Origin of the sequence: [Scytonema hofmanni] UTEX 2349, from assembly GCF_000582685.1 — a bacterium.
Lineage (GTDB): Bacteria > Cyanobacteriota > Cyanobacteriia > Cyanobacteriales > Nostocaceae > Hassallia > Hassallia hofmanni.
In genome coordinates this window covers 1,538,054-1,563,908 of the sequence record NZ_KK073768.1, presented here as the reverse complement: position 1 = coordinate 1,563,908, position 25,855 = coordinate 1,538,054, and the positions used below count along the sequence as shown (strand labels likewise).

The following is a 25,855-nucleotide window of genomic DNA, read 5'->3' as shown; positions in this document are numbered from 1 at the left end:
GCAATGGGCAATGGGCAATGGGCAATGGGCAATGGGCAATGGGAATAAAGCCAAATTTCTTTCCATGCCCCATGCCCCATGCCCTATGCCCCATGCCCATTGCCCAATACCCCATTCCCTAATTGCCGTTTGTTCCTAACAATTCAGCGATCGCTTGCCGTTCAGCTGGGGTATGAGATGGTACTGCTTGACGAGCATCGGTAATTAACCAGTCTAATGCAGCAGCTTTGACATCTATGGACGCGCCAGTTTTATCAACGCAGTAACGCCCATACACCAGCTTATCAACCAAGCTTACCCCAGGACCCAGGCGCGAGTATTCAAAAATCACGCTGTTGTCTACGGTTGCACCACTACATACCCAACAATTGGGACCAATCATCGTCGGACCGACGATTTTTGCGCCGTCTTCTATCCTGGTCATGCCACCGATGTAAACTGGACCTGTGATATCCACTTTGTCCCAATTCACGGCAACATTTAAGCCAGTGTAGATTCCTGGAGCAACTTCGTGACCGGGAATTTGCACATTTTTAATTTCGCGTAACAGCACACCGCGAATTGCCCGCCAGTAGTCTGGTACTTTACCAATATCTACCCATTCAAAGTCCATTGGAATGGCGTAAAAGGGCGCATCTATTTCTACCAGTTTGGGAAATAATTCGCCACCGATGTCGTACTCTACGCCGGAGGGGATATAATTAAATACCTCTGGCTCAAAGATGTAAATACCAGTATTGATATTGGTACTCTTAGCTTCTTCTACTGACGGTTTTTCTTGGAATGCTTTGACGCGACCATCTTCATCGGTGACGACCACACCGTAACTAGAAACTTCTTCTAATGGGACAGATTTGGTAATAATGGTAGCGATCGCCCCTTTTGATTTATGCCACTTAACCGCAGCTGTCAAATCTAGGTCAATTAAAGCATCGCCGCACAACACCACAAAGGTATCGTCAAAAAACGGCGAAAAGTCTTGTATACGGCGCATTCCGCCAGCCGAGCCAATAGCTTCCCCTACCAGTTTACCTTCGTCATCAATTCGCCCTTCAAAGGAATATGCAATCTGTACGCCAAACCGCTGACCATCACGGAAATAGTTTTCAATTTCTTCAGCCAAATGGCTAACGTTAACCATAATTTGGTCAAAGCCATGCTGACGTAACAGTTCTAGTAAAAATTCCATCACTGGCTTTTGCAGGATGGGAATCATCGGTTTGGGAGTTGTATAGGTAATTGGACGCACGCGAGTACCTTTGCCCGCTGCGAGAATCATCGCCTTCATAAAAGTTTATTCCTCAACCACAAGCCAGTTTACTTTGCTCGAATGATACTTAATCATCAGTTTATTTTTAGTCTAAGTCATCCTGAAAAACACGGATAACACGAATGTTCGGTTTACGTGTAAGTATACTATTCCGCAAGATGACAAGCGATCGGTTATCTTTTCAATTTAATCGGATTTTGGGGTTTGCATTGATCAAAATCTGTAAATCATCTATGTTGTTCCTCCCGTTACAGTTGCCCCAACTAGCCCTGAAAGAACTGCGTACACTTACTTGTACAAATGAAAATTTCTTCTTCCCCCTTTCCCCCTCTTCCAAGTCAGGTATTGGAAGAATCAACAGAGTAAGCGAATTTTAATTTCCTCGTAGAATTGCTCTTGACATAGCTCTACCTTAGATTGAGCTGACAGCAATAGTAATGCCCAGAAAACGCTGACTAGATGACTGTGTTTTGATTTATGTGCCGAACTGTTATGATATGGTTTCTTTGTCTGAGTCCACAATTCTACTAGTTGTTCCAAATTCAACCAATTTTCTTCCAAGCACAATTTTGTGGCTCTTAGATGCAATACTTCCTCCAGTTCTCCAGCCACTTCCGTCAAATTTTCCTGGTGAGCTAACTCTAATGCTGCCCGCATACTTTGGATACTGGGCTGATGCCGGGGACGGATAGGTTTGCTGACTTTATGTACAAGTTTGAGTTGATTCTCCATGATCTGCAATTGCTCGATCAACTCTTGCAGAGTCACGCGGCGTTTTGGCGGTGGCATCGCTGCCGGACGACGGCGCAATGCCCGTTCTAATGGCAACCGATGAAGAGAATATACTAACCCCGAATCGTTGTCTGGCAGTACATCATCTAGTACAACATCTGGTTCATCTGCCGCTGCTTGCATTTGCATTAAGGTGTTTGCCTTGAACAAAACCAACATCGATGCTGACAAAAAAGCCTGCCCAGATTGCGATAAATCAGCTTCATAGCCTATGCGTGTTGTCTCCGGTGCCATTAATTCTAAGTAACGGTCAATTACCTCAATTACCTGCACATCCCAAGGGTCAATTTCCCCCTGTTCAGCTTGGTGAATCAGGTGTGCAATTGTTTCCAACAGCCCGTCTGGTGTCATCAACAAGTCCTAAGTAAGTCGGTATTTTAGTGGATAAATTGAACTGTAGACTTATTAGACGCTACTTAGCGTGTGTTCGGCACATTCGTCTGTGTTTGTTTTGTTGAGGAATCAGAGGAAGGAGGTAGCGCAAGTTGTAAGGATTGAACTTCGGCTTGGTACTGTTCAACTTTTGACTCTAGTTCTTTAATTTGGACTTTTTGTTTGCGTTGTGGACCAGACAATAGTTGTCGCTGCAATTGTGTCCACATACTAAATAGCCACGCAAAAACTGCGCCTATACCAGTCGCTAATAACAATTCAACTGCTATCGGTGCTTGTACCTGTAGTCCAGGAAGAATATAAATTGTTCCTAGGTTGGTGTTCTCTAGAGTAAATAAAGCCAAAGCTAAACAAAGGATAAAAATGATTAAAAAATTTACTTGTTTCATTTATTACTACTTCCTCCGTAATTAGTGAGCTGCTAATACTGCCTTGACATTGGCAATCAATACCATTTTGAATTGTCAGTGGCGATTGTGCAACTTTTGATTGGTGACATTTTTAATAATTGCTTTCGTTGCACCTCTACAACAAAATGGTATAGAAACAATTCAGTATAAATGGTTATTTTATACAATTATTTATTACGAGGTAATCACACGGTGAACGGCTCGAAAGCAATGATACCTTTAATCTGGGCAATATCAGCTTTTTTCATCTTTAGAGAGAACCGTAAAAATAAATCTCTAGCCCTCGGTACTCGCCAGGACGGAAACCGACTCCGCCGACTGACCTCACCGTGTTTTGAAATTATTCGCACGGCTTGTGCGGATCTAGGTATGACGAAAGTGAGATTTATTTACGCTTATGTACCTTAGGCTGAAAGTTAATAATTTGACAAAGAATATTTCAGCTAGAAAAACATTATTTGCAACAAGCTACGAAGTTAAGGTAATTTAAAAACCTTTATTGAGAATCTGATATTGGGCTTTTTTGTGCAAACGCTTATATGACAGCAGTTTTAGCGACTTTCACTTCACCGGAATCCTGACAATTAAGCTTATGTTTGATAGCCAAAATACAATCATGTTAAGATTACTTAACGATATTAGTAAAAAGCGATTGGGTAGTTCCACCATAGTGATTCATATCAACTTAATAATTCTCTGAAAAACAGACGGGCTATTTAAAGACTAAATAAAGAATCTATCTAAACAATGGTGATTTCTACAGGATCTTATATTCTAGATATTGAATCCCGCTCCAAAAAGCTAGAACAAAAAAGTGGAGTTATTTTTTTTAGATTTATCTAAGAACTAGCGTTGTTACTTTTTTATACATCTTTTATAATTTTTTTTGAAAGATGTGCATTTGCGTAGAAGGCAAGTTATAGTTTCATATTTTCCACCTAATTAATATCACTTTTTGGAGCATAAAATTAAGATTCGGCAAGAGTATTTGGCTTTGATAGCCTATGATGTCAGGTCGGCAATCTACCACTGTATAAGCCCAAAAACATATGACAATTTCCATAATTCCACCTTTTAATTACTATACTGTTACCAAGCAAGACCAGGATTGTAGTTCATACTGCACACTCCAGTGGCGAAGAGGTCAATTGTTGGTGAAAGCTCCTGGACAACTTTTGCAGCCATATCTGCTTTCATTGGATAATGAGCAATTTTTAGTAAAGTGTTTGGAACATTCGCCAGTAAGTTTGGTTCGCATAGATCCAAAGCTGGGTGAGTACTGGGTAAAAGTTTGGGCTACAGCATGTGAACAAGCATCGAAGCCAATATTTTTACGCATACCCTCTGCCGAACATCTGTCCAAACAAGGTAGTCCTTGGAGATTTTTGCAACAGCTATTTGATTGGATTCTTGCCTTAGTATTTTTAGTTGCAGTCAGTCCCATAATGCTGATATTAGTTTTGCTGATGCGTATTTACTCGCCAGGAACATTTTTTGAGCGTGAGTGGCGCGTAGGAAAACGCGGTAAACTATTTCGGGCGATCAAGTTTCGCACAACTTCCAACGATTTGTCTGAAACAGGACAAAACCAAAACGCCGCACGCTTGGGGCATTGGATGCGTAAGTACAATATAGATAATCTACCACAGTTATTTAATGTTCTACAGGGCGAAATGAGTTTAGTCGGGCACCGTTGCTGGACTTTGGAAGAAGCTGTGCGTTTAAGTTCTGAGAAACAACGAGAACTCAATAAATTACCAGGAATTACAGGTTATTGGGAGGTAGAGACAGAATCGAAGCAATTGCATCTCGATAGTCAAGCATCGTGATTTGAACTACTTGCTAAGTCTTTTGATGGGATACTAGTATAATACATGACTTACTAATTAGTGATGTATATGCTGTATCCCTGCGATCGCACACAGACTAGAGTTATTCCTAGTATATTTAATTTTGGGAAAAGCCATTCTTGGTGGATGGTGGATTAATTTAGTAGTTTTTTTATTATTCCATCAAGACTTAAAAATATTTTCCATTCGTATATTAATATATACAAAAATCGATAAATTCCCATGTATTAAGATAATACATGCTGCTCAAACAACAGTTTAAAAATACCAATGTACCTCAAACTTTACCAAGAATTCCGCAATTTGTTTAAGAAGACTAAGTTTTGGGAGAACAACTATTTGTTCTTGCGAGAGTTTAAAACTTTCCGAAAAATTGCCATTTTGGCTTTAGTATTTTCCTTTCTCGGAGCAACTTTTGAAGGGATTAGTATTGGTTTTTTACTTTCATTTTTGCAAAACATAACAACTGTTAATGCTACACCAATCCAAACGGGAATAAAATGGTTTGATATTTGGGTATTAGGAATTAATACATCTGCAATTAGTCGTTTATATCGAATATCTACTCTAATTATATTAACTACTTGGCTACGTGTATTATTTAATTATTTAGGAAACTTATATACTGAAATAGCTCAATTACAGCTAGGCGATCGCTTACGTAAACAAATTTTTGAACAATTAGAAAAAGTCTCATTAACTTACTTCTCTAAAACTCGTTCCGGCGATCTGATAAACACGATTACAACAGAAATTGAAAAAATAAAATATTCTTTTAGTGCTGGATCATTTTTGTTAACTAGGACATTAAATCTTAGTATATATTTAATAACGATAATTTTTATATCGTGGCAACTTACCATTTGCTCGGTACTTTTATTTACGCTGTTAGGCGTTGCATTATCAACACTAAATGCAAAAGTGCGAGAAGAAAGTTTCAGTTTATCATCTGCCAACAGTAAATTTACCTCAACAGCAATAGAATTCATTAACGGGATTCGCACCATCCAAGCATTTGGTACTCAACAATTTGAGCGTAAGCGTTACTACGAAGCTAGTGAGGAAGTAGTCAGGACTTATACTAAAGTTACTTTAATTGGATCGTTGTTAAAGCCCATCACTGAAGGTGTTGGTACGACATTTCTTGTCGGGATGATTATTTTTGCATTTACTGTATTTGTTGCCAATGGAACCCTACAAGTTGCTTCCTTGTTAGGATTTTTCTTTGTCCTGTTTCGCATCGTACCAATTGTTCAAGATGTGAATGGTGTTAGAGGAACTATTAGTATGCTTCAAGGTTCAGTAGATAAAGTAAAATCTTTATTGACAACCGAGGATAAAGTTTACTTTGATAACGGAACTCTTGAATTTAAGGGTTTAAAGCGGTCAATAGATTTAATATCTGTAGACTTCGGCTACGATGCCAAGAATCTAGTTTTACATAACATTACTCTTAGCATTGAACGCGGGAAGACCACAGCACTAGTTGGAGGTTCTGGTGCTGGAAAAACAACACTAGCTGATATAATTGCCCGGTTTTACGATCCAACCGAGGGAAATGTTTTGATTGATGGAATTGATTTGCGGCAATATGAAATTAATACATTACGCCACAAGATGGCTATAGTCAGTCAAGATACTTTTATTTTCAACACTTCTATTTGGAACAATATTAGTTACGGCACATCAGAAGTAACGGAAGATGAGGTTCGAGAAGCTGCCAGATTAGCGAATGCACTGGAATTTATTCTAGAAATGCCTGAAGGTTTTGAAACACAGTTAGGAGATCGGGGGGTACGGTTATCCGGAGGACAACGACAACGAATCGCTATAGCTCGTGCTTTATTAAGAAACCCAGAGATTTTGATTTTAGATGAAGCAACCAGCGCATTAGATTCTTTATCAGAGCGGTTGATTCAAGAATCATTAGAAAAGCTTTCTGTAGGTCGAACAGTGATTGCGATCGCTCATCGTCTCTCCACAATTGCTAAGGCAGATAAAGTTGTAGTACTAGAACAAGGACGCTTAGTAGAACAAGGAAGTTATCAAGAGTTGCTTAACCAACGCGGCAAACTTTGGGAATATCATAAAACTCAATATCAAGAACTAGGTCAGACAGAGTAAGAAGGAATTTAAATTTATAACAATATGGATAAATATTTACCTCGGTTACTTTTTATCAGTGACGTTACATTAAATGCAGAAAGCACAGGTATTAACCGAACCCTCGTTAATCTTTTTGAAAGTTATCCTGCTAGTAGCTTCATGCTATATGCTCCTAATAAAGATTTAAAAAGTCTTCCAACTTATCCTCCTTTAGCTGAGAACGTTGCAGCTTTTCCCAACTACTTTTTACCCTATTTAAGTAATCGTTTAGGTATTTTATTCAATCCCCCACTAGAAAGTATAAACTTTCAATTGTTCCAGTCTCTACCTCTTGCCGACCGTCAACAGATTGATGATTTCTCTCCAGAAGTAGCAGTTATTTGTCCAAATAGTCCTTTAGGTTTAATCGCTGGCTATAAAGTAATTCAAGAATTAAATATCCCATTCCTCATCTATTTTATGGATGACTGGATGGCATCATGTAAGATTAGTTGGTTAAGTGGAAATATTCAGTCTGTTTGCCATTTTGTGCTCCAACAAGCAGATGGTTGGCTGATGATTAGTTCCCAATTAGAAAAAGACTTATCGGAGCGATATAAGGTTTATCCTGAGCGATCGCTCGTTGTTCACAACCCCGTTAATCTATCCAATAGACCTACCCCTAATTTTACACCTCACCTGAGCGGAACCTTCCGGGTTGCTTATGCTGGTGCTATTTGGTCGATGCACTATGATGCTATTGCAGTAATCGCAGAAGCAATTTACGAGATGAGAAAAGATGGAGTAGATATTGAATTAGTTCTTTACACAAACGAAGGGTTTTGGGAATCCCATAAAGCAAACTGGGATTCTTGGCAAGTCAGATACGGTTCTTTTATCCAGTACGAGAAACTTACCGAATATTTACAACAAGCTAATTTATTACTAGTTGCATCGTCTTTTCTGCCTGAATCTGCCCATATTGTTCGTTCATCTGTCCAAACAAAGCTAACAGACTATATGGCATCTGGACAACCTATTCTCTCCTGTGGTCCTGATTATGCTATTTGCAATGATTTTGTCAGAAATTGGAACTGTGGTTTCGTTTGTGAAACTAATAAAATAACAGAGATTAAAACTCTTTTATTAAGCATTATAAAAAATCCCGAAAAATCGTTATACTTGGCTCAAAATGCCTATGAAGTAGTCAAGGACAATTTTGAAATGGGCAGAGTGAAATCCAAACTCTACAATTTCATTAATCAAACTCTATCTGATAAAACAAATAAGGTATTGCAAAAATGAAAAAATTACTTGTAACTGGTTCCTCAGGATTAATTGGTTCTGAAGTTTGCCTACATTTTGCCGCTCAAGGTTGGGCAATTCATGGTGTTGATAATAACCAGAGGGCTGTTTTTTTTGGACCACAAGGAGACACTCGCTGGAATCAAGAGCGTTTGAAATCTCTAATCAAAAACTTCCTACATCATGAAGTAGATATTCGCGATCGCCAAGGTGTTCTAGATTTGATTGATAGCCTAAGACCAGATGCGATCGTCCACGCAGCAGCACAACCTAGCCACGATCGGGCAGCAGCAATTCCCTTTGACGACTTTGACACCAATGCTGTCGGGACATTGAATCTTATAGAAGCGACTCGTCGATTTGCACCAGAAGCTCCTTTCGTACATTTATCTACTAATAAAGTATATGGGGATGCACCTAACGAGATTCCAATGATGGAGTTGGAAAAACGCTGGGATTATGCTGACCCAATTTATCACTATGGTATTCCCGAAACATTCCGTATTGACCAATCCAAACATTCCCTATTTGGTGCTTCTAAAGTTGCTGCTGACATTATGGTGCAGGAGTACGGTCGATACTTTGGTTTGAAAACTTGTTGCTTGCGTGGTGGTTGTCTTACAGGTCCAAATCACTCCGGAGTGGAATTGCATGGATTTCTAAGTTATCTAGTGAAATGCAACTTGGAACACCGCACCTACAAGATTTACGGTTATAAAGGCAAACAGGTACGCGACAATATTCACTCTTATGATGTAGCTCGCTTCATTGAAGCGTTTATTCAAGATCCTCGTTGTGGCGAAGTTTACAATCTTGGTGGTGGTAAAGAAAACACATGCTCAATTTTAGAAGCATTTGATATCGTTGCTTCTCTCAGTGGTAAAAAAATGGAGTATGAATATGTAGACAAAAACCGCGAAGGCGATCACATCTGCTACTACAGTGATTTGCGAAAGATGCAGCAACATTATCCTCAATGGTCAATTACGAAGTCCCTAATTGACATCTTTACTGAGATTACTAAAGCTTGGCAGGAGCGATTATAGCAATTTTCAGGAATTGAACTATAAACTACTGTAATCTGAATATAGATTGATTGTTTGATTAGATGCCAGTATGGTGGCAGCATCGGCGATCGCCCGATAGTCGGTGCTGGTTTGTGTAGTTACCAAGGATGTTGGAGAAAAAATAATAGTAGTTGGCAATCCGGCAAAGTTTTTGAGGAATGTAGAAATATGATATTAAAAACTAGAAAAAACACCTCTACAGTAACTTTAGATAAAGATAATAAAATCACCAAAATTTTTATTGTATGTTCAGGTCTTGGTCATGTAAAGCGAGGATATGAATCTTTTACTCAAGAATGTTTTGATGCTTTATCCCAAGAACCTACCCTTGATATTACCTTATTTAAAGGTGGTGGAGACTCTTCGGAAAAAGAAATTGTTTTGTGGAACCTAAGACGTGATGATAAATTCGCCATATTCTTAGGAGATATTACAGAAATATTATTTCGTAGAGGTGAAGGATATTTTATTGAACAAATAACATTTTTCTTGAGCCTTGTGCCTCACATCCAAACTAAGAAACCAGATGTTATTTTCTTTAGTGATGAAAATTTAGGTAATTTGCTTTGGTACTGGCGCCGCTTGAGTAAGCAAAATTACAAACTTTTATTTTCCAACGGTGGTCCAATACTTCCACCTTTCCCCCGCTGGGATCATGTACAGCAACTAGCTCCTATTCATTTACAAAATGCATTAGAAGCCGGACAACCATCAGAGAAACAAACTTTAGTTCCCTATGGTATCCAGATGTCTTCTCAATTGCAAATACTTACACCCAATGAACGAGAAGCTTTACGCCATAAACTGAAATTGCCTGAGAAGCGTCCTTTGATTGTCTCGGTTGGAGTTATCAGTAAAAATCATAAACGCATGGATTACGTGATTCGTGAGATTGCGAGTTTGCCTGAACCACGTCCCTATCTTCTCTTACTAGGTCAACAAAATTCAGACTCACCAGAAATTATCAACCTTGGTAATCAACTCTTAGGTGCTGAAAACTTTCAGGTACGAACTGTCCCTCAAAAAGAAATGGCAAATTACTACAAAATAGCTGATGCTTTTGTTTTAGCTTCTTTAGGGGAAGGGTTTGGACGTGTATTTTTAGAGGCAATGTCTCATGGTTTGCCTTGTCTTGCTCACGAGCATAAAGTTATCCGTTTTGTATTGGGTAACAATGAGTATTTAGATAATTTTGAGATCCCAGGGAATTTAGCTTCTTTAATACCCCAAGCCCTACAAGAATCTCAGGATGTCTCTAAGCGCCAAAGACGTCATGAGTCTGCCTACAATCGCTTTAGTTGGGACAAATTAGGCTTAGATTATGTCAATTTAATTCACAATGTAAACACATAACCTATATGTTTGTAGTTGCATATTTATATAATTATAACGGGATGGCATCATGGTGCTGGGAAGCAGCACATGCTCTTCATGAGCTAGGTCAACCTGTTTTACTAATTTGTGCCAATGAAGTTAAACTTCCAGGCACTCCTGGGGTTGATATTATCCGATTTAACCCAGAGTCAAAAGAGGTTACAAGTAAGAATATTATTGCACGCATTGCCCGCGAGTTTAACGGTCTTTCTTCAAATTCTTCTGGCTTTACTTACGAGTTACACAAACATTTGCAACAACAAAGCATTACACCATCTGCTTATTTCTTGAATCAATCTAATTTAGAAGATCCACGGGTGAATGTGCCTCAGTACGTTGTCGGATGGGCATACCCAACTTCCTTGCAAGGCTACATATTAAAGATTAGTAAATTCGCCAAAGGTAAAAGTTTAATAAATTGGGTGAGAGAATTCATCCTTAATGTCGGATGGTGGCGGAAAGATTGGCGTTCTTATAGAAGTGCTACTTCGGTTTTGCCAGTGTCGCAAAAAATGGGTAGTGAGTTAATTTCTCAAGGTGTGAAAGCGCGTGTTATTTATCCAGGAACTTTTATTAGTACAGCAAAGCCTTGCAAGCATGACCAGAACCTCCCCAAATTGTTAATCGCGGCACAATCGTTAGAGGAATCAAGAAAAGGAGTTGCCTGGATGATTGGTGCCCTCAAATCTGGAATTCATCAAAAATTTAGTTTGACTTTAGTTGGAAACGCAAGTGATCCTTTCAAGGAATGGGTGTGTGCTGACGGCTTCCCCGCAGAATTTAAAGGATTTGCACCTAGAAGTCAGTTGCAAGAATTAATGACTGAACACGATGTATTTCTATTGGGTTCGTGTCTTGATGACTGGGGCTACGTACTTGTAGAAGCAATGAGTCAAGGCTTGAGTGTTGTTGCGCCAAAAATATCACCCTTTGATGAAATTATTGGCGATTCCGGAGTTTTTTACTCTTTATCTTCAGAAGAAGACTTCAGAGAAAAGGTTTTTGATCTACTTGATAGTGATTTGCTATCTCTAAGAACTGCTGCTTGGGAAAGAGCTAATAAGCTGTTTTCTAGACAAGTATTTGGGCAAAGTCTTTTAACCACTTTTTTGGAGACAAAACGCTAATGAACCAGTTTATGATAAGTGTGATTATTCCTACCTACCATCGCAATGATTTGCTGGCAAAATGCTTGGATCTTCTAGCACCTGGGGTTCAAACCTTTCCAGCAGATAAGTACCAAGTAATCGTTAGTGATGACGGCTATAAAACAACTGCAGAGGAGATGATTCGTGAGCATTATCCTTGGGTGAAATGGGTTGCAGGTCCAAGGAAAGGTCCAGCAAGTAACAGAAACAATGGTGCTAAGTATGCTCAAGGTGAGTGGCTGGCTTTTATAGATGATGATTGCTTGCCAAATCCAAATTGGTTAAGTGGCTATGCAGAAGCTATTAAAGGTGAGTCTCTGGCTTTAGAGGGGGCAATTCATCCCTTAGGCGATCGCAATCAGGATTTGTGTGAGTGTCCTGTTAATCTGACTGGTGGATGTTTTTGGTCTGCCAATATTGCAGTCAAGCGATCGCTATTTGAAGAAATTGGCGGATTTGATAGTAATTATTCTTTAGCTCTCGGTGAAGATGTCGATCTACAACAACGCTTGTCAGCACTTACAAAGATTTCTTTTGTACCGAATGCCCGGGTTGACCACCCAGTAAGGTTAATTTCCTTAAAACAGGCAATAGCAGCCATTCCTAAGCGATCTGCTGCTAATGCATATCATATGAACAAACATAAAAGAGCTAATGGTCATGAAAATGCCCTCGATATAACCTTCTTTTTTGCCAAATATACCATCGGATTGCTTCTTAATAACTTACTTAAAGGAAAATTAAAAAGCGTCTTAATAGAGTTGATGACGTTACTTGTCGGCGTTCCTTTACTTTTTAAACATCTTTGGCGTATTGAATCCACAAATGTTGCTAACTCCGATACCAGCATCTCTATATAAAAAGCAGCAAATAAAACTTAATTTTAGTATGTTAATAACTTTTCATTTCTTCAGACGAGAAACTACGAATAAATGACTATGAACAAAATTGCGAAAATTGTAGTAATGACTCCTGTTAAGAATGAAGCATGGATTGTTGATCGCTTTTTGTCTGTCACTAGTCAGTTTGCCGATTACATAATTATCGCCGAATATATATAAGGTGTAAAAATGTTTGTGGATATTAAATTAAACAAACCTTTAGTCAGTGTTGTTATACCCACTTATAATCGACCAGAGTATCTTCAAGTGGCGATCGCTAGTGCTGTCCAGCAGACTTATCAAAACATTGAAATTATCATTTCTGATAATTGCAGTACAGAAAATACTCAAGCAATAGTTGAATCTTTTGATGATTCACGCATTCGATTTTGGAGACAGCCAACAAATGTCGGAATGTTTGCTAATCAAATGCACGCATTCAAAATGGCACGAGGAAAATACGTAGCTAGTCTCCATGACGATGACATGTGGAACGAAGACTTTTTAGAAAAGCTGATTCCGCCGTTAGAAGAACATCCAGATTTAATTTTAGCTTTTTGCGATCAATACATTATAGATGCAGATGGCGTAATTGATTATGCTGGTACTGAAGGAAATACACGCTATTATAAACGTGACCAGCTTGCACAAGGAGTTCATCAAAATTTAGTCCAAATCGGGTTAATAGATAAAAGTATACCTACTGCCGCAGCTTGTGTGATTCGCAATGACTTTGTTGATTGGGATAGTATTCCTCCTGAAGTTGGCGGTATGTGGGATATATATCTGGCATACATGTGTTCTATATCTGGTCATGGAACTTATTATTATCCAGAACGACTAACTCGTTATCGTGCTCATGAGCAAACTGATACTATGCTAAGTGGTAGTCGAGATGCTCAAATAAAAATTCGGAAAGCACAAAACGAAATATTTTGTTATGAGCGGTTTATGGAAGATAGCAAATTAAAAGAGTTTAAGTCATACTTTAAACAAAAATGGTTAGAAGCTAATACAACTTTGGCTATTGGTTTGATGCGAACTAAAAAAATACCAGAAGCACGTCCTTATCTTTGGCGTGTGTTTAACGAACAAAAGTTTAATTTGCGATCTATAGTAGCACTTATAATAAGCTTTATTCCGCAACCTTTAGCCAATCAATTATTAGGAGGAGAAAAACAATTAAGTTGATGAGAGTTGGAAATTTATAAGTTTGTAAAAAACTGCGCTGGGATCAATTAAATTAAAAGGAAGGTGGTTTGTGAAACTTTGTATAGTTACGCCATATGTAATTAAAGGTGATGGTCAAGGTCGGGCAAACTATGAGATTGTCTGGGAAGCGATTCGTCGCGGACATCATGTCACTTTAGTAGCCAGAAAAGTAGCTCCAGAATTACAAGAAAATAGCCAGGTTAATTGGGTTTATTTTTCCGTCGAAGGTTATCCAACGCAACTTGTGCGGGAAATGATGTTTTCCAGGGCAAGCGCTTCTTGGTTGCGTAAACATCGCCATGAATTTGATTTAGTACAAGTGTACGGTGCGATTACTTCGGAGAAAGGAGACGTAAATACATCACAATTTGTACACACTTCTTGGTTGCGATCGCCTGTACACACATCACGAGTCAACCGTAATATTTATGGTTTTTACCATTGGCTCTACACAAATTTAAACAGCTATTGGGAAAAAAAGGCATTTCGTCAAGCGAAAGTGTCAGTGGCAGTATCTGAGAAAATCAAAAATGAATTGGTAGAAGACTTAGGAATCGAAAGCGATCGCATTCGCGTGATTTTGAATGGTGTGGATGTGGAAGAATTTGTTCCAGGTGCCACAGACCGACAAAAATTAGGTCTACCAGAAAATGTAACTCTAGCCCTTTTCGCCGGGGATATCCGTACCAATCGCAAGAACTTAGACACAGTATTACATGCCTTAGTACAAGTTCCGGATGTACACTTGGCAGTTGCGGGTGATACTGCCGGTAGTCCTTATCCTGAGCTAGCAGCGTCCCTTTCCTTAAGTGAGCGAGTACACTTTTTGGGATTTCGGCGCGACATTGCCCAACTTATGCAAGCAGCGGATGTATTCGTATTTCCCTCACGTTACGAAGCTTGCACCTTAGTCATGATGGAAGCAATGGCATCAGGACTACCCGTAATTACCGCAACTACAGCAGGGGGTGCAGAAATAGTCACACCAGATTGTGGATTTGTTTTAGCAGACTCCGATGATGCCAACGGTTTGGCAGAAGCACTGAATATTTTAAAAAGCGATCGCCATCTTAGGGAAAAAATGGGTCAAGCTGCCCGCATCATCGCAGAACAAAATACTTGGACTAGTAAGGCTCAAAGCTATGTAGATTTATTTGAGGAGTTAGTAAATGACCAGTATCACCGTTCTCATACCGACCTATCGCCGACCTCTAGACCTGGTGCGTTGCCTGGAAGCGCTGAAAAAGCAAACTCGTCAAGCAGATGAAGTATTGGTAGTGGTGCGTGATACTGATGCGGAAACTTGGACATTTTTCCAAAGCTTTAACCCGGAATCACTGCCACTACGCACCGTAACGGTGAAAGTACCGGGAGTAGTTGCAGCCATGAATGCAGGTTTGGATCTTGCACAGGGGGATATCGTTGCCACAACCGACGACGATGCAGCACCACACCCTGATTGGCTGCAACGCATGGAAGCTTACTTTTTGTCAGATAGCAGCATCGGGGCTGTGGGTGGACGCGACTGGCAGTACATAGGGGAGCAAATAAAGGAAGTAGGCGATCAATTCAGTGTCGGTCGGGTGCAGTGGTTTGGACGGGTGATTGGCAATCATCACTTGGGTGTGGGACCGGCTCGCGAGGTAGACGTACTTAAGGGAGTGAACATGGGTTTTCGCCTTTGCGCCCTGAAAGGAATGCGCTATGATGAGCGGATGCTAGGTACTGGTGCCCAAGCACATTTTGAATTGGCATTCACCCTGCCGTTGAGACGAGCGGGTTGGAAAATTATTTTCGATCCGTTAGTCGCAGTGGATCACTATCCCGCAGAGCGTTTTGATGAAGACCAGCGAGATAATTTTAATAACATCGCTTGGAGTAATGCCGTACATAATGAAACCCTAGCTTTACTAGAATACTTTTCATCAGTACAACGTATTATATTTGTGGTTTGGGCAATATTAATCGGTACGCGAAGAGCGCTAGGTTTTGTACAGTGGTTGCGGTTGCTACCCACTGAAGGAAAATTGGCGGGGCAGAAGTGGCTGGCATCTATACAGGGACGAATTCAGGGTTGGCAGACATGGCAACAGCACTATAAGACGAAAAACTTCTCAACAAACTACCTGCACCCTGGAGATGTACAGTGACTTCCAACCAGATACTTTTTAATCCCTTTTTGAAAGAAAGTTATTCTCCAGAAGAGCGATCGCTACAGGGTTGGATCGTAATTTTTTGCTTTTTACTAATTTCCTTAGCGTTCTACCTTGGTCCGGCTGCCAGCCTGCGCCTAATCTATCCGATAATAGCTTTGATTACAGCCGTGTTCCTCTACTTGCGGCATCCCATTCTTTATCTAGGCTTTACGTGGTGGATGTGGTTTCTCTCGCCGTTATTTACCCGCTTAGTTGACTTGAAGGTTGGCTGGGACGATACTCGTCAGATGCTTGTAGCACCTTATCTAGTGGTGTTTGTTAGCATCGGCACCTTATTACGATATCTTCCTAGTGCCTATCGTCAAGGTGCCTTATCTTTTATTTTGGCTTTTGCAGGGGTGTTCTATGGCTTTCTTGTTGGGATAGTTCAGAACCCACCGGTTCCTGTAGCACGCAACCTCCTGGACTGGTTGATTCCCCTCCTCTTCGGTTTTCACTTATTTATTAACTGGCGAGATTATCCTAGTTATCGCCAAAACTTTCAGCGCACATTTCTCTGGTGCGTACTGATTTTAGGAATTTACGGGATATATCAATTCGTGATAGCTCCTGATTGGGACACGTACTGGCTGGTAAAATCAAAACAGACTAGTAGTTCTGGAAACCCTGTACCTTTTGGAATGCGCGTGTGGAGTACAATGCACTCAATTGGTCCGTTTGGTGCCACAATGCAGGCTGGTTTGCTCTTATTGTTCACCAGAACTGGACCTTTAATTCTTCCTGCATCAGCATTTGGCTACGTGTCGTTCTTACTTGCACAAACACGTACCAATTGGGGGGGATGGTTATTAGGAATGATTATGATTTTAGGTTCGGTAAAGGCGCGGATTCAAATGCGCTTAATTGTTATACTTTTGGTGATGGTAGTCTGTGTCGCGCCATTGCTGACTATTGAGCCAATTTCCACCGTTTTAGCAACTCGTTTTGAAAGTCTTAGCAATCTTGAAGAAGATAGCAGCTTTAGGGATAGATCGAGCAGCTATGACAGAAACCTGAGTATAGCCCTTTCTAACACTCTGGGTAATGGGTTTGGAAGTAGTTTGAAAGTAGACGAAAAAACTGGTCGAATAGAAATATTTGTCATTGACAGCGGCATTTTAGATACGTTTTTCACCATCGGCTGGTTTGGAGCCATCCCTTATCTAAGTGGGCTAATTTTGATGCTGTATCAAGTTTCACAGTATACAGAGTCCCGTTTCGACAGTTTTATGAGTGTTGCCCGCGCAGTTGGTGTTAGTGCCTTTTGTCAGCTAATTATTGGTAGCGGAATGCTGAGTATTGCAGGCATGATTCTTTGGGGATTTTTGGCTATGGCTATGGCAGGGCATAAATACTATCAGCATCAAGGGATTACTACGTCTAATCAATATCAAAGCGTGGCTGCACTGAATCAGAGGTCTAGTACATGAAAGTTGCTATTATAATGCCACTGGCTGAACAACGCGGCGGAAGTGAAATGACTTTCTGGGACTTGCTGCAACAAGGACGACATGGGGATGTAGAGTGGCTGGTAATTTTTAACGAAGATGGTCCGTTGGTAGAGCAAGTGCGATCGCTTGGTATTTCCACTATAGTTGTCCTTGGTAGTCGTGTACGGGAATTACATCGTTTAGTCGCCACCGCAGCCAAGATCGCTTCTATAATCAGGCGCGAACGTGTAGATGTTATCATCAGCTGGATGTGGCTGTCCCACCTCACCGGAGGACTGGCAGCGCTGCTGGCTGGCATCCCTGCAATGTGGTATCAGCAGGAAATTCCAGATAATAAAAGCTTTTTAAAACGGCTGGTCAATTTGATGCCTGCGTGTGGTGTAGTTACTATTACTAAAGCTATTCAAGAGGCGCAGTCACAAATTTTACCGAAAACCCCAGTATATTTAGTGCATCCAGGGGTGGCGCTAGACCGCTTCGATCCAGCTATTCTGCCAACTCCAGCCACGATGCGCTCAAAGCTGGGTTTGCCGTTGCATGGACCTTTAATTGGAATTGTCGGACGATTGCAACGCTGGAAGGGAATGCACGTTGTTGTGGAGGCAATGCCGAAAGTCTTGCAGAAGTATCCCGATGCCCATTGTGTGGTTGTTGGGGGTAAGCATGACTTGGAACCGGATTATGAAGATTTCTTAAAAGAGAAAATAACCGCGTTGAACTTAAGCGATCGCGTTCTGACAGTTGGGCTACAGCGCAATGTGCCAGAATGGATGCAGGCGATGGATGTATTTGTTCATGCCTCTGATAACGAGCCGTTTGGTTTGGTGGTTATTGAGGCGATGGCATTAGGCAAACCCGTGATTGCTGGCAATGTTGGCGGACCGACTGAAATAATTACTGACGGTGTAAATGGACTGCTAACGCCTTACGGTGACTTTGATGCATTAGCGATCGCAATTCTCCGTTATCTTGACGACCAAGAATTTGCCCGTAATGCCGCAGTCGCAGCGCGACAACGTGCCCTCGATTTTTCTACCCAACGTTACGCCGAAAACTTTATAAATGCGGTTCGCTCTGCGGTGCCAAATGTTTCTCAAGTTAATACTGAGTTGCCTTTAACTTAGACAAAATAAGGCATATTGCAGACGTTAATAAATAACTTACAGCAGATTGTGTTGTGATTAAATACACGTAGAGACGTTCCGGCGGAACGTCTTTACATGGTTTTGGGTTTTACGCATGTACCTCTAGGGTGAAGCAAAACGCCCATTTGTAAAGATAATACCTACCTATTTTTCTATAGCTTCTTTCAACGCCAATCGTTGTGGCTTTACATAGGGTACGTAGGTACTGCTAGAATTAGATACTCCATTTGCAACAACCCCAACCAAATTTAACTTGCTCAACATCGTTGTAGCCTGTGTCAGTTGAGTTCGAGTTACCTTACCAATACTTGCCACCATGACCACGCTGCGACAAGATGATGCTGTGAGTATAGCATCCACCATGCCCAGAACCGGAGAAGCATCAATGAGTACTAGATCGTAGTTCTCCTCAAATGCTGCCATCAATTGCATCATGCGGGGGGAACTCAATAAATTAGCTGGATCGCCAGGGGAAGGTCCTGCGGTCAAAATATCAATGTAAGATGAACCTGAAGATTGAATACTAATTTGGTTGGGTAGAGCAATATCACTTGCCAGCAGAGATGAAAGCCCCTGTTCATTTGGCAGATTAAGTTGTTTATGCAGACTGGGATCGCGTAAGTTTGCATCAATTAACAATACTCTTTTGTGTAAACGGGCAGCACTCATCGCTAGACCCAATGCTAATGCTGACTTACCCTCATCCGGCAAAGCCGAAGTGATCATCAAAGATTTGAACGAAGCAACAGAATTTACCAGTTCAATATTTTTATAAATCAGATCCAGCGATTCCCAACGCGGTGGAGATTGTAGCACCTGAATTGTCCAAGGAGCTAGTACTTCTGGCTTGCCAAAAGGCAACTTGATCACTGACTCTCTGGGTTTGGCTGGTGGCAACTTAGGAGTAGTTCCCAACAACGGCAAGGAAACCTGCTTCTCCAACTGAGCAGTAGTATGAACAGAATCATCACTTGCTTCCCGAACAAAGGCAGCAATTCCTCCCAACATTAACCCTACCACTGCACCCAATAAAAGATTTTGCTGAGAGTTGGGACCCGTCCGCTCCCCTTCCTGGGGTTTTTCCACAACTTCCCAATTAAATCCACCTTTGTCAAGTTCCTGTCGCAATTCTTGCTCAGATTTCAAAAGGTCTTGCAAACGTTGACGGCTAAGTACTATCAGCGGTTGTAAGCGATTGTACTCAGCCAATAAAGCTGGGTAGCGTTTGAGTTCTTCACGCAACTGAGTCTCTTTTGGTAGCAGTGTTTGATCGCGAGCTCTTAAAGCAACTATATTTGTTTGTGTTTCTGCTAGCTGACCGGCAAGGTTGAGGTCAATTGCACTAAGCTGTCCTTGTTGTAATAAACTATCTCCAGCAGGACTGACAGTAGGAGTGCTACCCCCTAAAGTCCGTCCGACCTCTTGTTGCAATAATTGCTTCTGGGTTTGAAGTTGTTCTATCAGTTTTTGGACGCTGGGAGTCTCATCCGTGAAACGCAAGCGTTCCTGCCCTAGAGCCAGTTCTGTTCTTTGGATTTCGTTGAGTAACCCTTGGTAGCGAGTAGACTGACTCAGACGCGAAGCTACTAGGGCATTCTGTGGAGTACGCTTAAGTTGTTCTTCTAAAGATTTTTGCCGAGCCAAAGTTTCCTCATACAGAGAACGAGTGTCGCGTCGTACCTGCACAATTCTGTTCAAATCTTCTTCTAAAGCTCTAGCCTGTTGCTCTGGGTCGATAAATTTCTCGGTACTGCGGAACTGTTGTAATTTTCTCTCAGAGACTGTCAGGTCTTCACGTACTTTTTTTAACTCTTCTTTAATGTTTCTCAGACCCTTTCTTAAACGCTGATCCTGCTGTTGGATGTTATATTCTAAATAAACTTTCTGAACAGCATCTAGAACTTTTTTTGTCTTTACTGGATCTGTAGTAGTGTAGTCTGCTTGGAAAATTTTAGTAGCGATATTATCTTCTTTTCCTCTTAATTGCTCCAGAAATAAAGAGCCTTTAATTTCACCTACAGTTATATCAGGATAATCAGGTTTAAGTTTATTAACTGCTTTTTCAAGAAGTCCAGAACTCTTCATCAGGTTCAACTGAGTTGCGACGTCTATCTTAACATTAGACTCAGTAAACTTATTTTCTGCTCCACCTCCTTCTGGGGTACCCTGATAGTTAGGTTCTATCTGCAACTGCATACTGCTTTTGTAGGTAGGTGCTGTTTTAGAAGTTAAAAAATGTGCAACGCCTACCGAAGTCATAAATACTACTAAAAACCAAGGAAATCTCCTGATTAAAACTGCAAACAGTTGTCCATAACCTGGTTCTGTTTCAGCAATTGGATTTACATTGGGATTTAGACTACTAGTTTGAATCACGTTTACTATCCCTCAGCTAACAGTTTAAATGAATGATGGATGTAGGCTACAAGTTTGGTCAATAACTTGCTCTACTTGATTAAAAAATGCCTCTTCCGAAAAATGTGTCACAGCATGATTGCGGATGTCGGCATAATCCCAATTGATTTCCCTGGCTTCTAGTAGTGCGGTTTGTAGAGATTCGGGTGTTTGTCTCTTAAAAAAGACTCCTGTCTTTCCAGGTACCTGAGTATCTAATACCCCACCTGCTCCATAGGCAATGACTGGTGTTCCACTAGCATTAGCCTCTACTGGAACTAAGCCGTAATCTTCTAAAGCTGCCACTATAACAGACGTAGCTTTAGAAAACAACTGAGTGCGTCGTGCATCAGGTACATGCCCCAAAAACTCAATATTATCTAATGCTTTGGATTTTAACCGTTCTTGTTCTGGACCGTCCCCTGATATTAATAATCGCCACCCCAGCCAATTGAAAGCTTCAACTACTATATCAAGACGTTTATAGCTGATCATCCGGGCTGAGGCAAGATAATATTCTTCTTTTATATCTGAATAAACAAACTTTTTGGTATCAATTGGGTAGTTAATTACAATAGCTTTTTTCTTGTAAATTTTTTCAATCCGACGACCTACAACAGTAGAATTAGCAATGTAAAGGTCAGGTTCCTGTCCATAAATCAGGTCTACCTTTCTCATTACTCCAAAAATTTGTTCGATTAAAGGTGCAAAATATCGATAGTCTCCATACTCGCGTAAATAAGTTTCTGTATCCCACAAAAAACGCGTAACATTATGACAAAAGCAAATGTGGCGTGCTTTTGGGTTTTTTCTTACTGCTTTGGCGAAGCTGGTGCTACTACTGATGATGAGATCGTAGTCTTGCAGGTCTAAGGCTCGAAAGGCAGGAAAATAAAAAGGAGCCATTAAGCGGAAATACTTGGCTGCACCTGGAATGCTTTGCAAGAAAGTTGTGTTAACTATACGATCGCCTAAATCAATAGTTTGTTGGCGATCGTACAATGATGTGAAAATGTCAGCTTCCGGGTAGCGCTTACACAGTAACTCAAACACGCGCTCTGCCCCACCGCGCTGGGTTAAGTAATCATGGACTAGAGCAATTTTCATAAATTTTACCTAAAGTTTATTTAAAGCTTATTTAAATCTTCAGCAGTTAGTTCCTAAAAATAATTTTATTGTTTATCAGTAGAAGTTACTATCCCACGCCTGTTTCTTTATCAGAATATTTCCAAAAAGGATTTTTTCTTTATGAAAAAAACAATTATCTATATGTAGTAATACTTAAATGTAACAATGACAGCAGTGAACGTTGTATTTATGGGGGAAAGGAAAAAAGAGGAAATGTTGAAGTAATTCAAGACCAATCGACTAATTTCAAATAACTCCTACCCTTTACTATGAGTCTTTTTAACCTTTTCCCCTCTTAAAATAACCCTTTCCCCCTCTTCATGATGATATTAGCATCCAAGGTAATTGCTCAACTTATACTAATTTTTATCGCAGATTGTTGACAATTTTGATTGCTTTACATAAATACTTGTCACTACTGTCACTTCAATTCAAGATATTACCCGACTGCTGCCAGGGTTTTTCCAGTAGCGAAGTAAGCATTTTGCTCTCCTCGCAGTTTATCGCCAAGTCTGCCTGATGGCAATTCTACATCATCGTAGGTGAGAACTTGATCTTTAGAAATATCTCGTTTCAGGCGACATCCTTCGGCTAAACCAATTGGTAATAGGTTTTGCTCTTGGACAATTTGCGACTTCTCACATTGACCGTAGGTCATGTAGTAGCCAATGCCATCCAGGGTTTCTCCAGCTTTCAGGTCGATTTTAGCGGTGGTGACTACATCCACAAGGGGACCGGCGATGGGGGACATGACAGCATCCTGGAACAAGACAGCACGCGCAACGGATAGTGGAACTTCAAAATGACACAGATGATAAGGAGTATAGAAGCTGTAGAGAGGACCTTCACCTAATTTGTACAAGTTGAGGTAGTGACGTTGCTTGGGATCGTCGTGAGTTGCAAATACAAATACACCTGGACCTGGTTTTGCTCCAACTACGTAATCGACGATACCGCCTAATTCTTTAAGCTGTTCAACATCATACATGTTGGTCATTTCATCGACATGACCTGCAAAGTCATATCCCAACATTCCCCGCTTGGCAATTGTCATTCCTGTAGCGTTGGCAACGATCGCTTGCTCGAAGGAAATTTTTGTGCCATCAGCAAAACTAGTTACCATGTGAGCCTTTTGACCCCAGCGTTTGGCAAATGCTTCCTGTGTGGTGGGATTCCGATAAGGGTCTTGCAGTCCTTTGATATTACCGCACAATAAAGGAGTTAAACCAATACTTTTAACAAAGCGGTAAAGGTTCATTTCCACCCCTGGCTGATCCCCGTCGCAAGCGCTGAGAATAACGCCAGCTTTATCGGCGTATACTTTTAAGATTGGACCAATTGTCCCATCGAGTTCAGCGTTCATCATAATTACGTGCTTGCGATGGGCGATCGCTTCCATGACCACAGCCGCGCCAAATTCCACTGCACCTGTAACTTCAATTAAAGCATCAATGCCTTCAGCTTGACACAGCAACATCGCGTCTTCGGTGACAGCATACTCACCACGGGCGATCGCGTCTTCTAATTCAGTTACAGTGGAAACAACTTGAACATTCTCAATTCCTGCTTCCGAATAAGCTCGCTTGGCAGCGTCAATTTGACGGTTGAAGATAGCAACTAACTCCATACCTGGAACCGAATTAGCAATTTGATTGGCAATTCCTCGACCCATAAAGCCAGCACCAATCATGGCTACTTTAACCGGTTTACCTGCCTCGGCACGTACTTGTAAGGCGCGATCTATAATAATCATTGATTAAACTCCTTCCATCAAATCGTGTTTATTGTTAGCGTTTTTTTCGCAAGTTGTTTTTGTGAAAGGGAAACAACTTAAACCTATTGATTTAATAGATACAAACATTTATTTTTCTAATAAAAAATAAATGTTTCCGCTAACACCGCCAAGAAAAATACTTGGAATTTGCACCTCAATCAATTTGACTAACTATTAATGAGGTGCATTATGGTGAATTGTCAACAATTATACTCTTATCTTAAAGATGTGCCTCCCACGCTCATCATTTTCATCAATGGCCAATTTAAATCTTTCTCGGAAATTTCGGTTACATCAACGGGCCATTGAATGTTAAAAAATGGGTCATCATAACGTAGACCCCGTTCATACCCAGGTGTATAAAATTCACCTACTTGATATATAACTTCAGCATCATCTGTAAGTGCTTGATAGCCGTGGGCAAACATTTCCGGAACGTATAAAGCGCGACGGTTATCTGCGCTGAGTTCTACGCCAAAATGTGATAAAAATGTCGGAGACTCAGGACGCATATCAATAATTACGTCGTAGATAGAGCCTTGAGTACAGCGGACTAATTTTGTTTCGGTTGCTGGGGAAACTTGATAGTGCATTCCCCGCAGCGTTCCTTTTTTATGGTTGTAAGATAAGTTGCATTGAGCAACAGTTGGCTTTAAGCCATGTTCTTCAAACTCTTTCGCGCAAAAAGTACGGGCAAAGAAACCACGGTGATCTGGTTTTTGTTCTAAATCAATGACGAAAGCGCCTTTGAGTTCAGTTTCGGTAAAAATCATAGATAACCTCGATTTAATATTTACTACAAAGGAAACTGAGTAATTTCCGAAAATTCTCTGAGGAAAAAAGGTTTTTATCAGAGAAAATACTACTTCGTACCTAGTTTAACCAAATCAGATTCTTTGCGTAACTCCGATCAGTATTGGGTACAAAGTTCTGGTCGTTTGGGGGGGTAGACGATCTTCTGAATCTTTATGTCATAGCATCGTTACTACTGCGCTCCAGTTTCAATCTGCTTGGCAAAATCATTTGCCAAGCAGATACGCTTACTAAACCCAAGTATGGAATTATTGTAGTGATTGCTAAGATGGGCCATCTTCTCAAAGAACCAAGAAAAACTCTCCAGTTATTTTTTAAAAAATGTTGCAAAACCAATTTTCTACAAAATTTATTCGAGTATCCTATTTCGATCAGCTTTACATATAATGCAGGTAAATCAATATATTGCATCTTCAGCAATACTTTTGGTTCACGCATCCAATAACTAACTCCGAAAGCATTTTGAACATAGGTTTCTTTCGTGACCTTTGCGCTTCCATAAGCGGCACAGAATGCAGTCCAGTATACTTGTGCCTCCATGTTATTTAAACCAGATGACCATTTCTTGAGAGCAGACTGTACCAATTGTGTTCGGTATACTTGAGCAGTCATAAACCCTACCCCAGCGTGATTTTCCTCCAGACAATATTCAAATAGTGCTTTTCCATCGGCATACACTTCTTCATTGTCAACATTAAAACAGCGATTATAAATCAATTGTCCAGTTTCTGCGCTCCGGCAAGAGAAATTGAGAATTAATAGGGATAACTCTGGATATTGTTTGAGATTCTCTAACACATAACCCAGAGCATTAATCTCAATTGGGTCGTCATCACCAATTGTCCATAAGTATTTACTTGTAGCTGCATTTATGCAATAAGCAATATTTTTCATTACGCCAATATTCTCAGTGTTTCTATTAGCGATAAAGTTGGTATTACTAAGGTTTTGCTGCCATTTTTTTATGACTTCTTGGGTATTATCTGTTGAACAATTGTCGGAAATAATAATTTCACATTCAGACTCAAAACCTTTGATAGCTTTAGCTAACCAAGTTAGTTGCTGTTCTAAAAGTTTTGCCCGATTGTAAGTAGGAATCGCGATTGTGAGTAATTTGTTCATAGCTGAATTTTTATCGAATGAAGTCCGGTGTTAATTTTATTAGTTG

General features: G+C 40.5%; 24 protein-coding genes. 15 read left to right on the top strand and 9 right to left on the bottom strand.

From position 1 onward, the window contains the following. The first annotated feature begins 10 nt into the window (after positions 1–10). Positions 11–139, top strand: coding sequence for a hypothetical protein (locus TOL9009_RS49265; protein ID WP_260675884.1), 129 nt, complete (start codon positions 11–13; stop codon positions 137–139). On the opposite strand, the gene TOL9009_RS0112140 is transcribed toward TOL9009_RS49265, so the two are convergent. From TOL9009_RS0112140 to TOL9009_RS0112130, 3 genes are all read right to left on the bottom strand, one after another. Next, the gene (locus TOL9009_RS0112140) at positions 119–1,288 is read right to left on the bottom strand and encodes a sugar phosphate nucleotidyltransferase (protein ID WP_029633045.1); all 1,170 of its coding nucleotides are present in this window, start codon (positions 1,286–1,288) and stop codon (positions 119–121) included. The two genes, TOL9009_RS49265 and TOL9009_RS0112140, sit on opposite strands and share 21 nt — an antisense overlap. Positions 1,289–1,624: 336 nt before the next feature. Then, positions 1,625–2,413 (bottom strand): segregation/condensation protein A, encoded by a 789-nt coding sequence (locus TOL9009_RS38945; RefSeq protein WP_038296307.1) that lies wholly within the window; start codon positions 2,411–2,413, stop codon positions 1,625–1,627. 65 nt (positions 2,414–2,478) lie between these two features. Beyond that, positions 2,479–2,844, bottom strand: coding sequence for a lipopolysaccharide assembly protein LapA domain-containing protein (locus TOL9009_RS0112130; RefSeq protein ID WP_029633044.1), 366 nt, complete (start codon positions 2,842–2,844; stop codon positions 2,479–2,481). Positions 2,845–3,057: 213 nt separating this feature from the next. On the opposite strand from TOL9009_RS0112130, the gene TOL9009_RS45525 reads away from it, so the two are divergent. From TOL9009_RS45525 to TOL9009_RS0112110, 5 genes are all read left to right on the top strand, one after another. Next, positions 3,058–3,273 carry a hypothetical protein gene (locus TOL9009_RS45525; protein WP_186227541.1) on the top strand — a complete coding sequence of 72 codons (216 nt, stop codon included), beginning with the start codon at positions 3,058–3,060 and terminating at the stop codon, positions 3,271–3,273. 641 nt (positions 3,274–3,914) lie between these two features. Further along, positions 3,915–4,694, top strand: a complete 780-nt coding sequence (gene hepC, locus TOL9009_RS0112125) for a heterocyst development glycosyltransferase HepC (protein WP_029633043.1) — start codon at positions 3,915–3,917, stop codon at positions 4,692–4,694. A gap of 291 nt (positions 4,695–4,985) precedes the next feature. Further along, positions 4,986–6,839, top strand: coding sequence for a heterocyst formation ABC transporter subunit HepA (gene hepA / locus TOL9009_RS0112120; protein ID WP_029633042.1), 1,854 nt, complete (start codon positions 4,986–4,988; stop codon positions 6,837–6,839). 24 nt (positions 6,840–6,863) lie between these two features. Continuing rightward, positions 6,864–8,105 (top strand): glycosyltransferase, encoded by a 1,242-nt coding sequence (locus TOL9009_RS38940; RefSeq protein WP_051502876.1) that lies wholly within the window; start codon positions 6,864–6,866, stop codon positions 8,103–8,105. Continuing rightward, positions 8,102–9,151: an NAD-dependent epimerase/dehydratase family protein gene (locus TOL9009_RS0112110; RefSeq protein ID WP_029633041.1), complete on the top strand. Its 1,050-nt coding sequence runs from the start codon at positions 8,102–8,104 to the stop codon at positions 9,149–9,151. The genes TOL9009_RS38940 and TOL9009_RS0112110 overlap by 4 nt, the downstream gene beginning before the upstream one ends. 18 nt (positions 9,152–9,169) lie before the next feature. On the opposite strand, the gene TOL9009_RS47205 is transcribed toward TOL9009_RS0112110, so the two are convergent. Further along, positions 9,170–9,310: a hypothetical protein gene (locus TOL9009_RS47205; RefSeq protein WP_186227540.1), complete on the bottom strand. Its 141-nt coding sequence runs from the start codon at positions 9,308–9,310 to the stop codon at positions 9,170–9,172. Positions 9,311–9,340: 30 nt separating this feature from the next. On the opposite strand from TOL9009_RS47205, the gene TOL9009_RS0112105 reads away from it, so the two are divergent. From TOL9009_RS0112105 to TOL9009_RS0112065, 9 genes are all read left to right on the top strand, one after another. Continuing rightward, positions 9,341–10,525 carry a glycosyltransferase family 4 protein gene (locus TOL9009_RS0112105; RefSeq protein WP_051502875.1) on the top strand — a complete coding sequence of 395 codons (1,185 nt, stop codon included), beginning with the start codon at positions 9,341–9,343 and terminating at the stop codon, positions 10,523–10,525. A gap of 5 nt (positions 10,526–10,530) precedes the next feature. After that, positions 10,531–11,673 carry a glycosyltransferase gene (locus TOL9009_RS0112100; protein WP_029633039.1) on the top strand — a complete coding sequence of 381 codons (1,143 nt, stop codon included), beginning with the start codon at positions 10,531–10,533 and terminating at the stop codon, positions 11,671–11,673. Beyond that, entirely contained in the window at positions 11,673–12,554 is an 882-nt protein-coding gene (locus TOL9009_RS0112095) for a glycosyltransferase family 2 protein (protein ID WP_029633038.1), read from the top strand. Before TOL9009_RS0112100 ends, TOL9009_RS0112095 begins: the two co-directional genes overlap by 1 nt. Before the next feature lie 78 nt (positions 12,555–12,632). After that, complete coding sequence (locus tag TOL9009_RS45520) at positions 12,633–12,755, top strand: hypothetical protein (RefSeq protein ID WP_260675883.1); 123 nt, start codon at positions 12,633–12,635, stop codon at positions 12,753–12,755. A gap of 9 nt (positions 12,756–12,764) precedes the next feature. Next, positions 12,765–13,766, top strand: coding sequence for a glycosyltransferase family 2 protein (locus tag TOL9009_RS0112085; protein ID WP_029633037.1), 1,002 nt, complete (start codon positions 12,765–12,767; stop codon positions 13,764–13,766). Positions 13,767–13,836: 70 nt separating this feature from the next. Next, positions 13,837–15,054, top strand: coding sequence for a glycosyltransferase family 4 protein (locus tag TOL9009_RS0112080; RefSeq protein ID WP_029633036.1), 1,218 nt, complete (start codon positions 13,837–13,839; stop codon positions 15,052–15,054). Next, positions 14,957–15,937: a glycosyltransferase gene (locus TOL9009_RS0112075; protein WP_029633035.1), complete on the top strand. Its 981-nt coding sequence runs from the start codon at positions 14,957–14,959 to the stop codon at positions 15,935–15,937. Before TOL9009_RS0112080 ends, TOL9009_RS0112075 begins: the two co-directional genes overlap by 98 nt. Further along, entirely contained in the window at positions 15,934–17,412 is a 1,479-nt protein-coding gene (locus tag TOL9009_RS38935) for a glucose-6-phosphate isomerase (RefSeq protein ID WP_051502874.1), read from the top strand. The genes TOL9009_RS0112075 and TOL9009_RS38935 overlap by 4 nt, the downstream gene beginning before the upstream one ends. Beyond that, on the top strand, positions 17,409–18,557 hold the full coding sequence (locus TOL9009_RS0112065) for a glycosyltransferase family 4 protein (RefSeq protein WP_029633034.1): 1,149 nt from the start codon (positions 17,409–17,411) through the stop codon (positions 18,555–18,557). The genes TOL9009_RS38935 and TOL9009_RS0112065 overlap by 4 nt, the downstream gene beginning before the upstream one ends. Positions 18,558–18,722: 165 nt before the next feature. On the opposite strand, the gene TOL9009_RS0112060 is transcribed toward TOL9009_RS0112065, so the two are convergent. From TOL9009_RS0112060 to TOL9009_RS0112040, 5 genes are all read right to left on the bottom strand, one after another. Further along, a complete protein-coding gene (locus tag TOL9009_RS0112060; RefSeq protein ID WP_029633033.1) occupies positions 18,723–20,954 on the bottom strand; it encodes a GumC family protein in 2,232 nt (743 codons plus the stop codon). A 24-nt stretch (positions 20,955–20,978) separates the two neighbouring features. Continuing rightward, entirely contained in the window at positions 20,979–22,079 is a 1,101-nt protein-coding gene (locus tag TOL9009_RS0112055) for a glycosyltransferase (protein ID WP_029633032.1), read from the bottom strand. A gap of 460 nt (positions 22,080–22,539) precedes the next feature. After that, a complete protein-coding gene (locus TOL9009_RS0112050) occupies positions 22,540–23,853 on the bottom strand; it encodes an NAD(P)H-dependent oxidoreductase (protein WP_029633031.1) in 1,314 nt (437 codons plus the stop codon). Between the two features lie 236 nt (positions 23,854–24,089). Further along, on the bottom strand, positions 24,090–24,647 hold the full coding sequence (rfbC, locus tag TOL9009_RS0112045) for a dTDP-4-dehydrorhamnose 3,5-epimerase (RefSeq protein WP_029633030.1): 558 nt from the start codon (positions 24,645–24,647) through the stop codon (positions 24,090–24,092). 193 nt (positions 24,648–24,840) lie between these two features. Continuing rightward, positions 24,841–25,809 (bottom strand): glycosyltransferase family 2 protein, encoded by a 969-nt coding sequence (locus TOL9009_RS0112040; RefSeq protein WP_029633029.1) that lies wholly within the window; start codon positions 25,807–25,809, stop codon positions 24,841–24,843. Positions 25,810–25,855 lie beyond the last annotated feature (46 nt).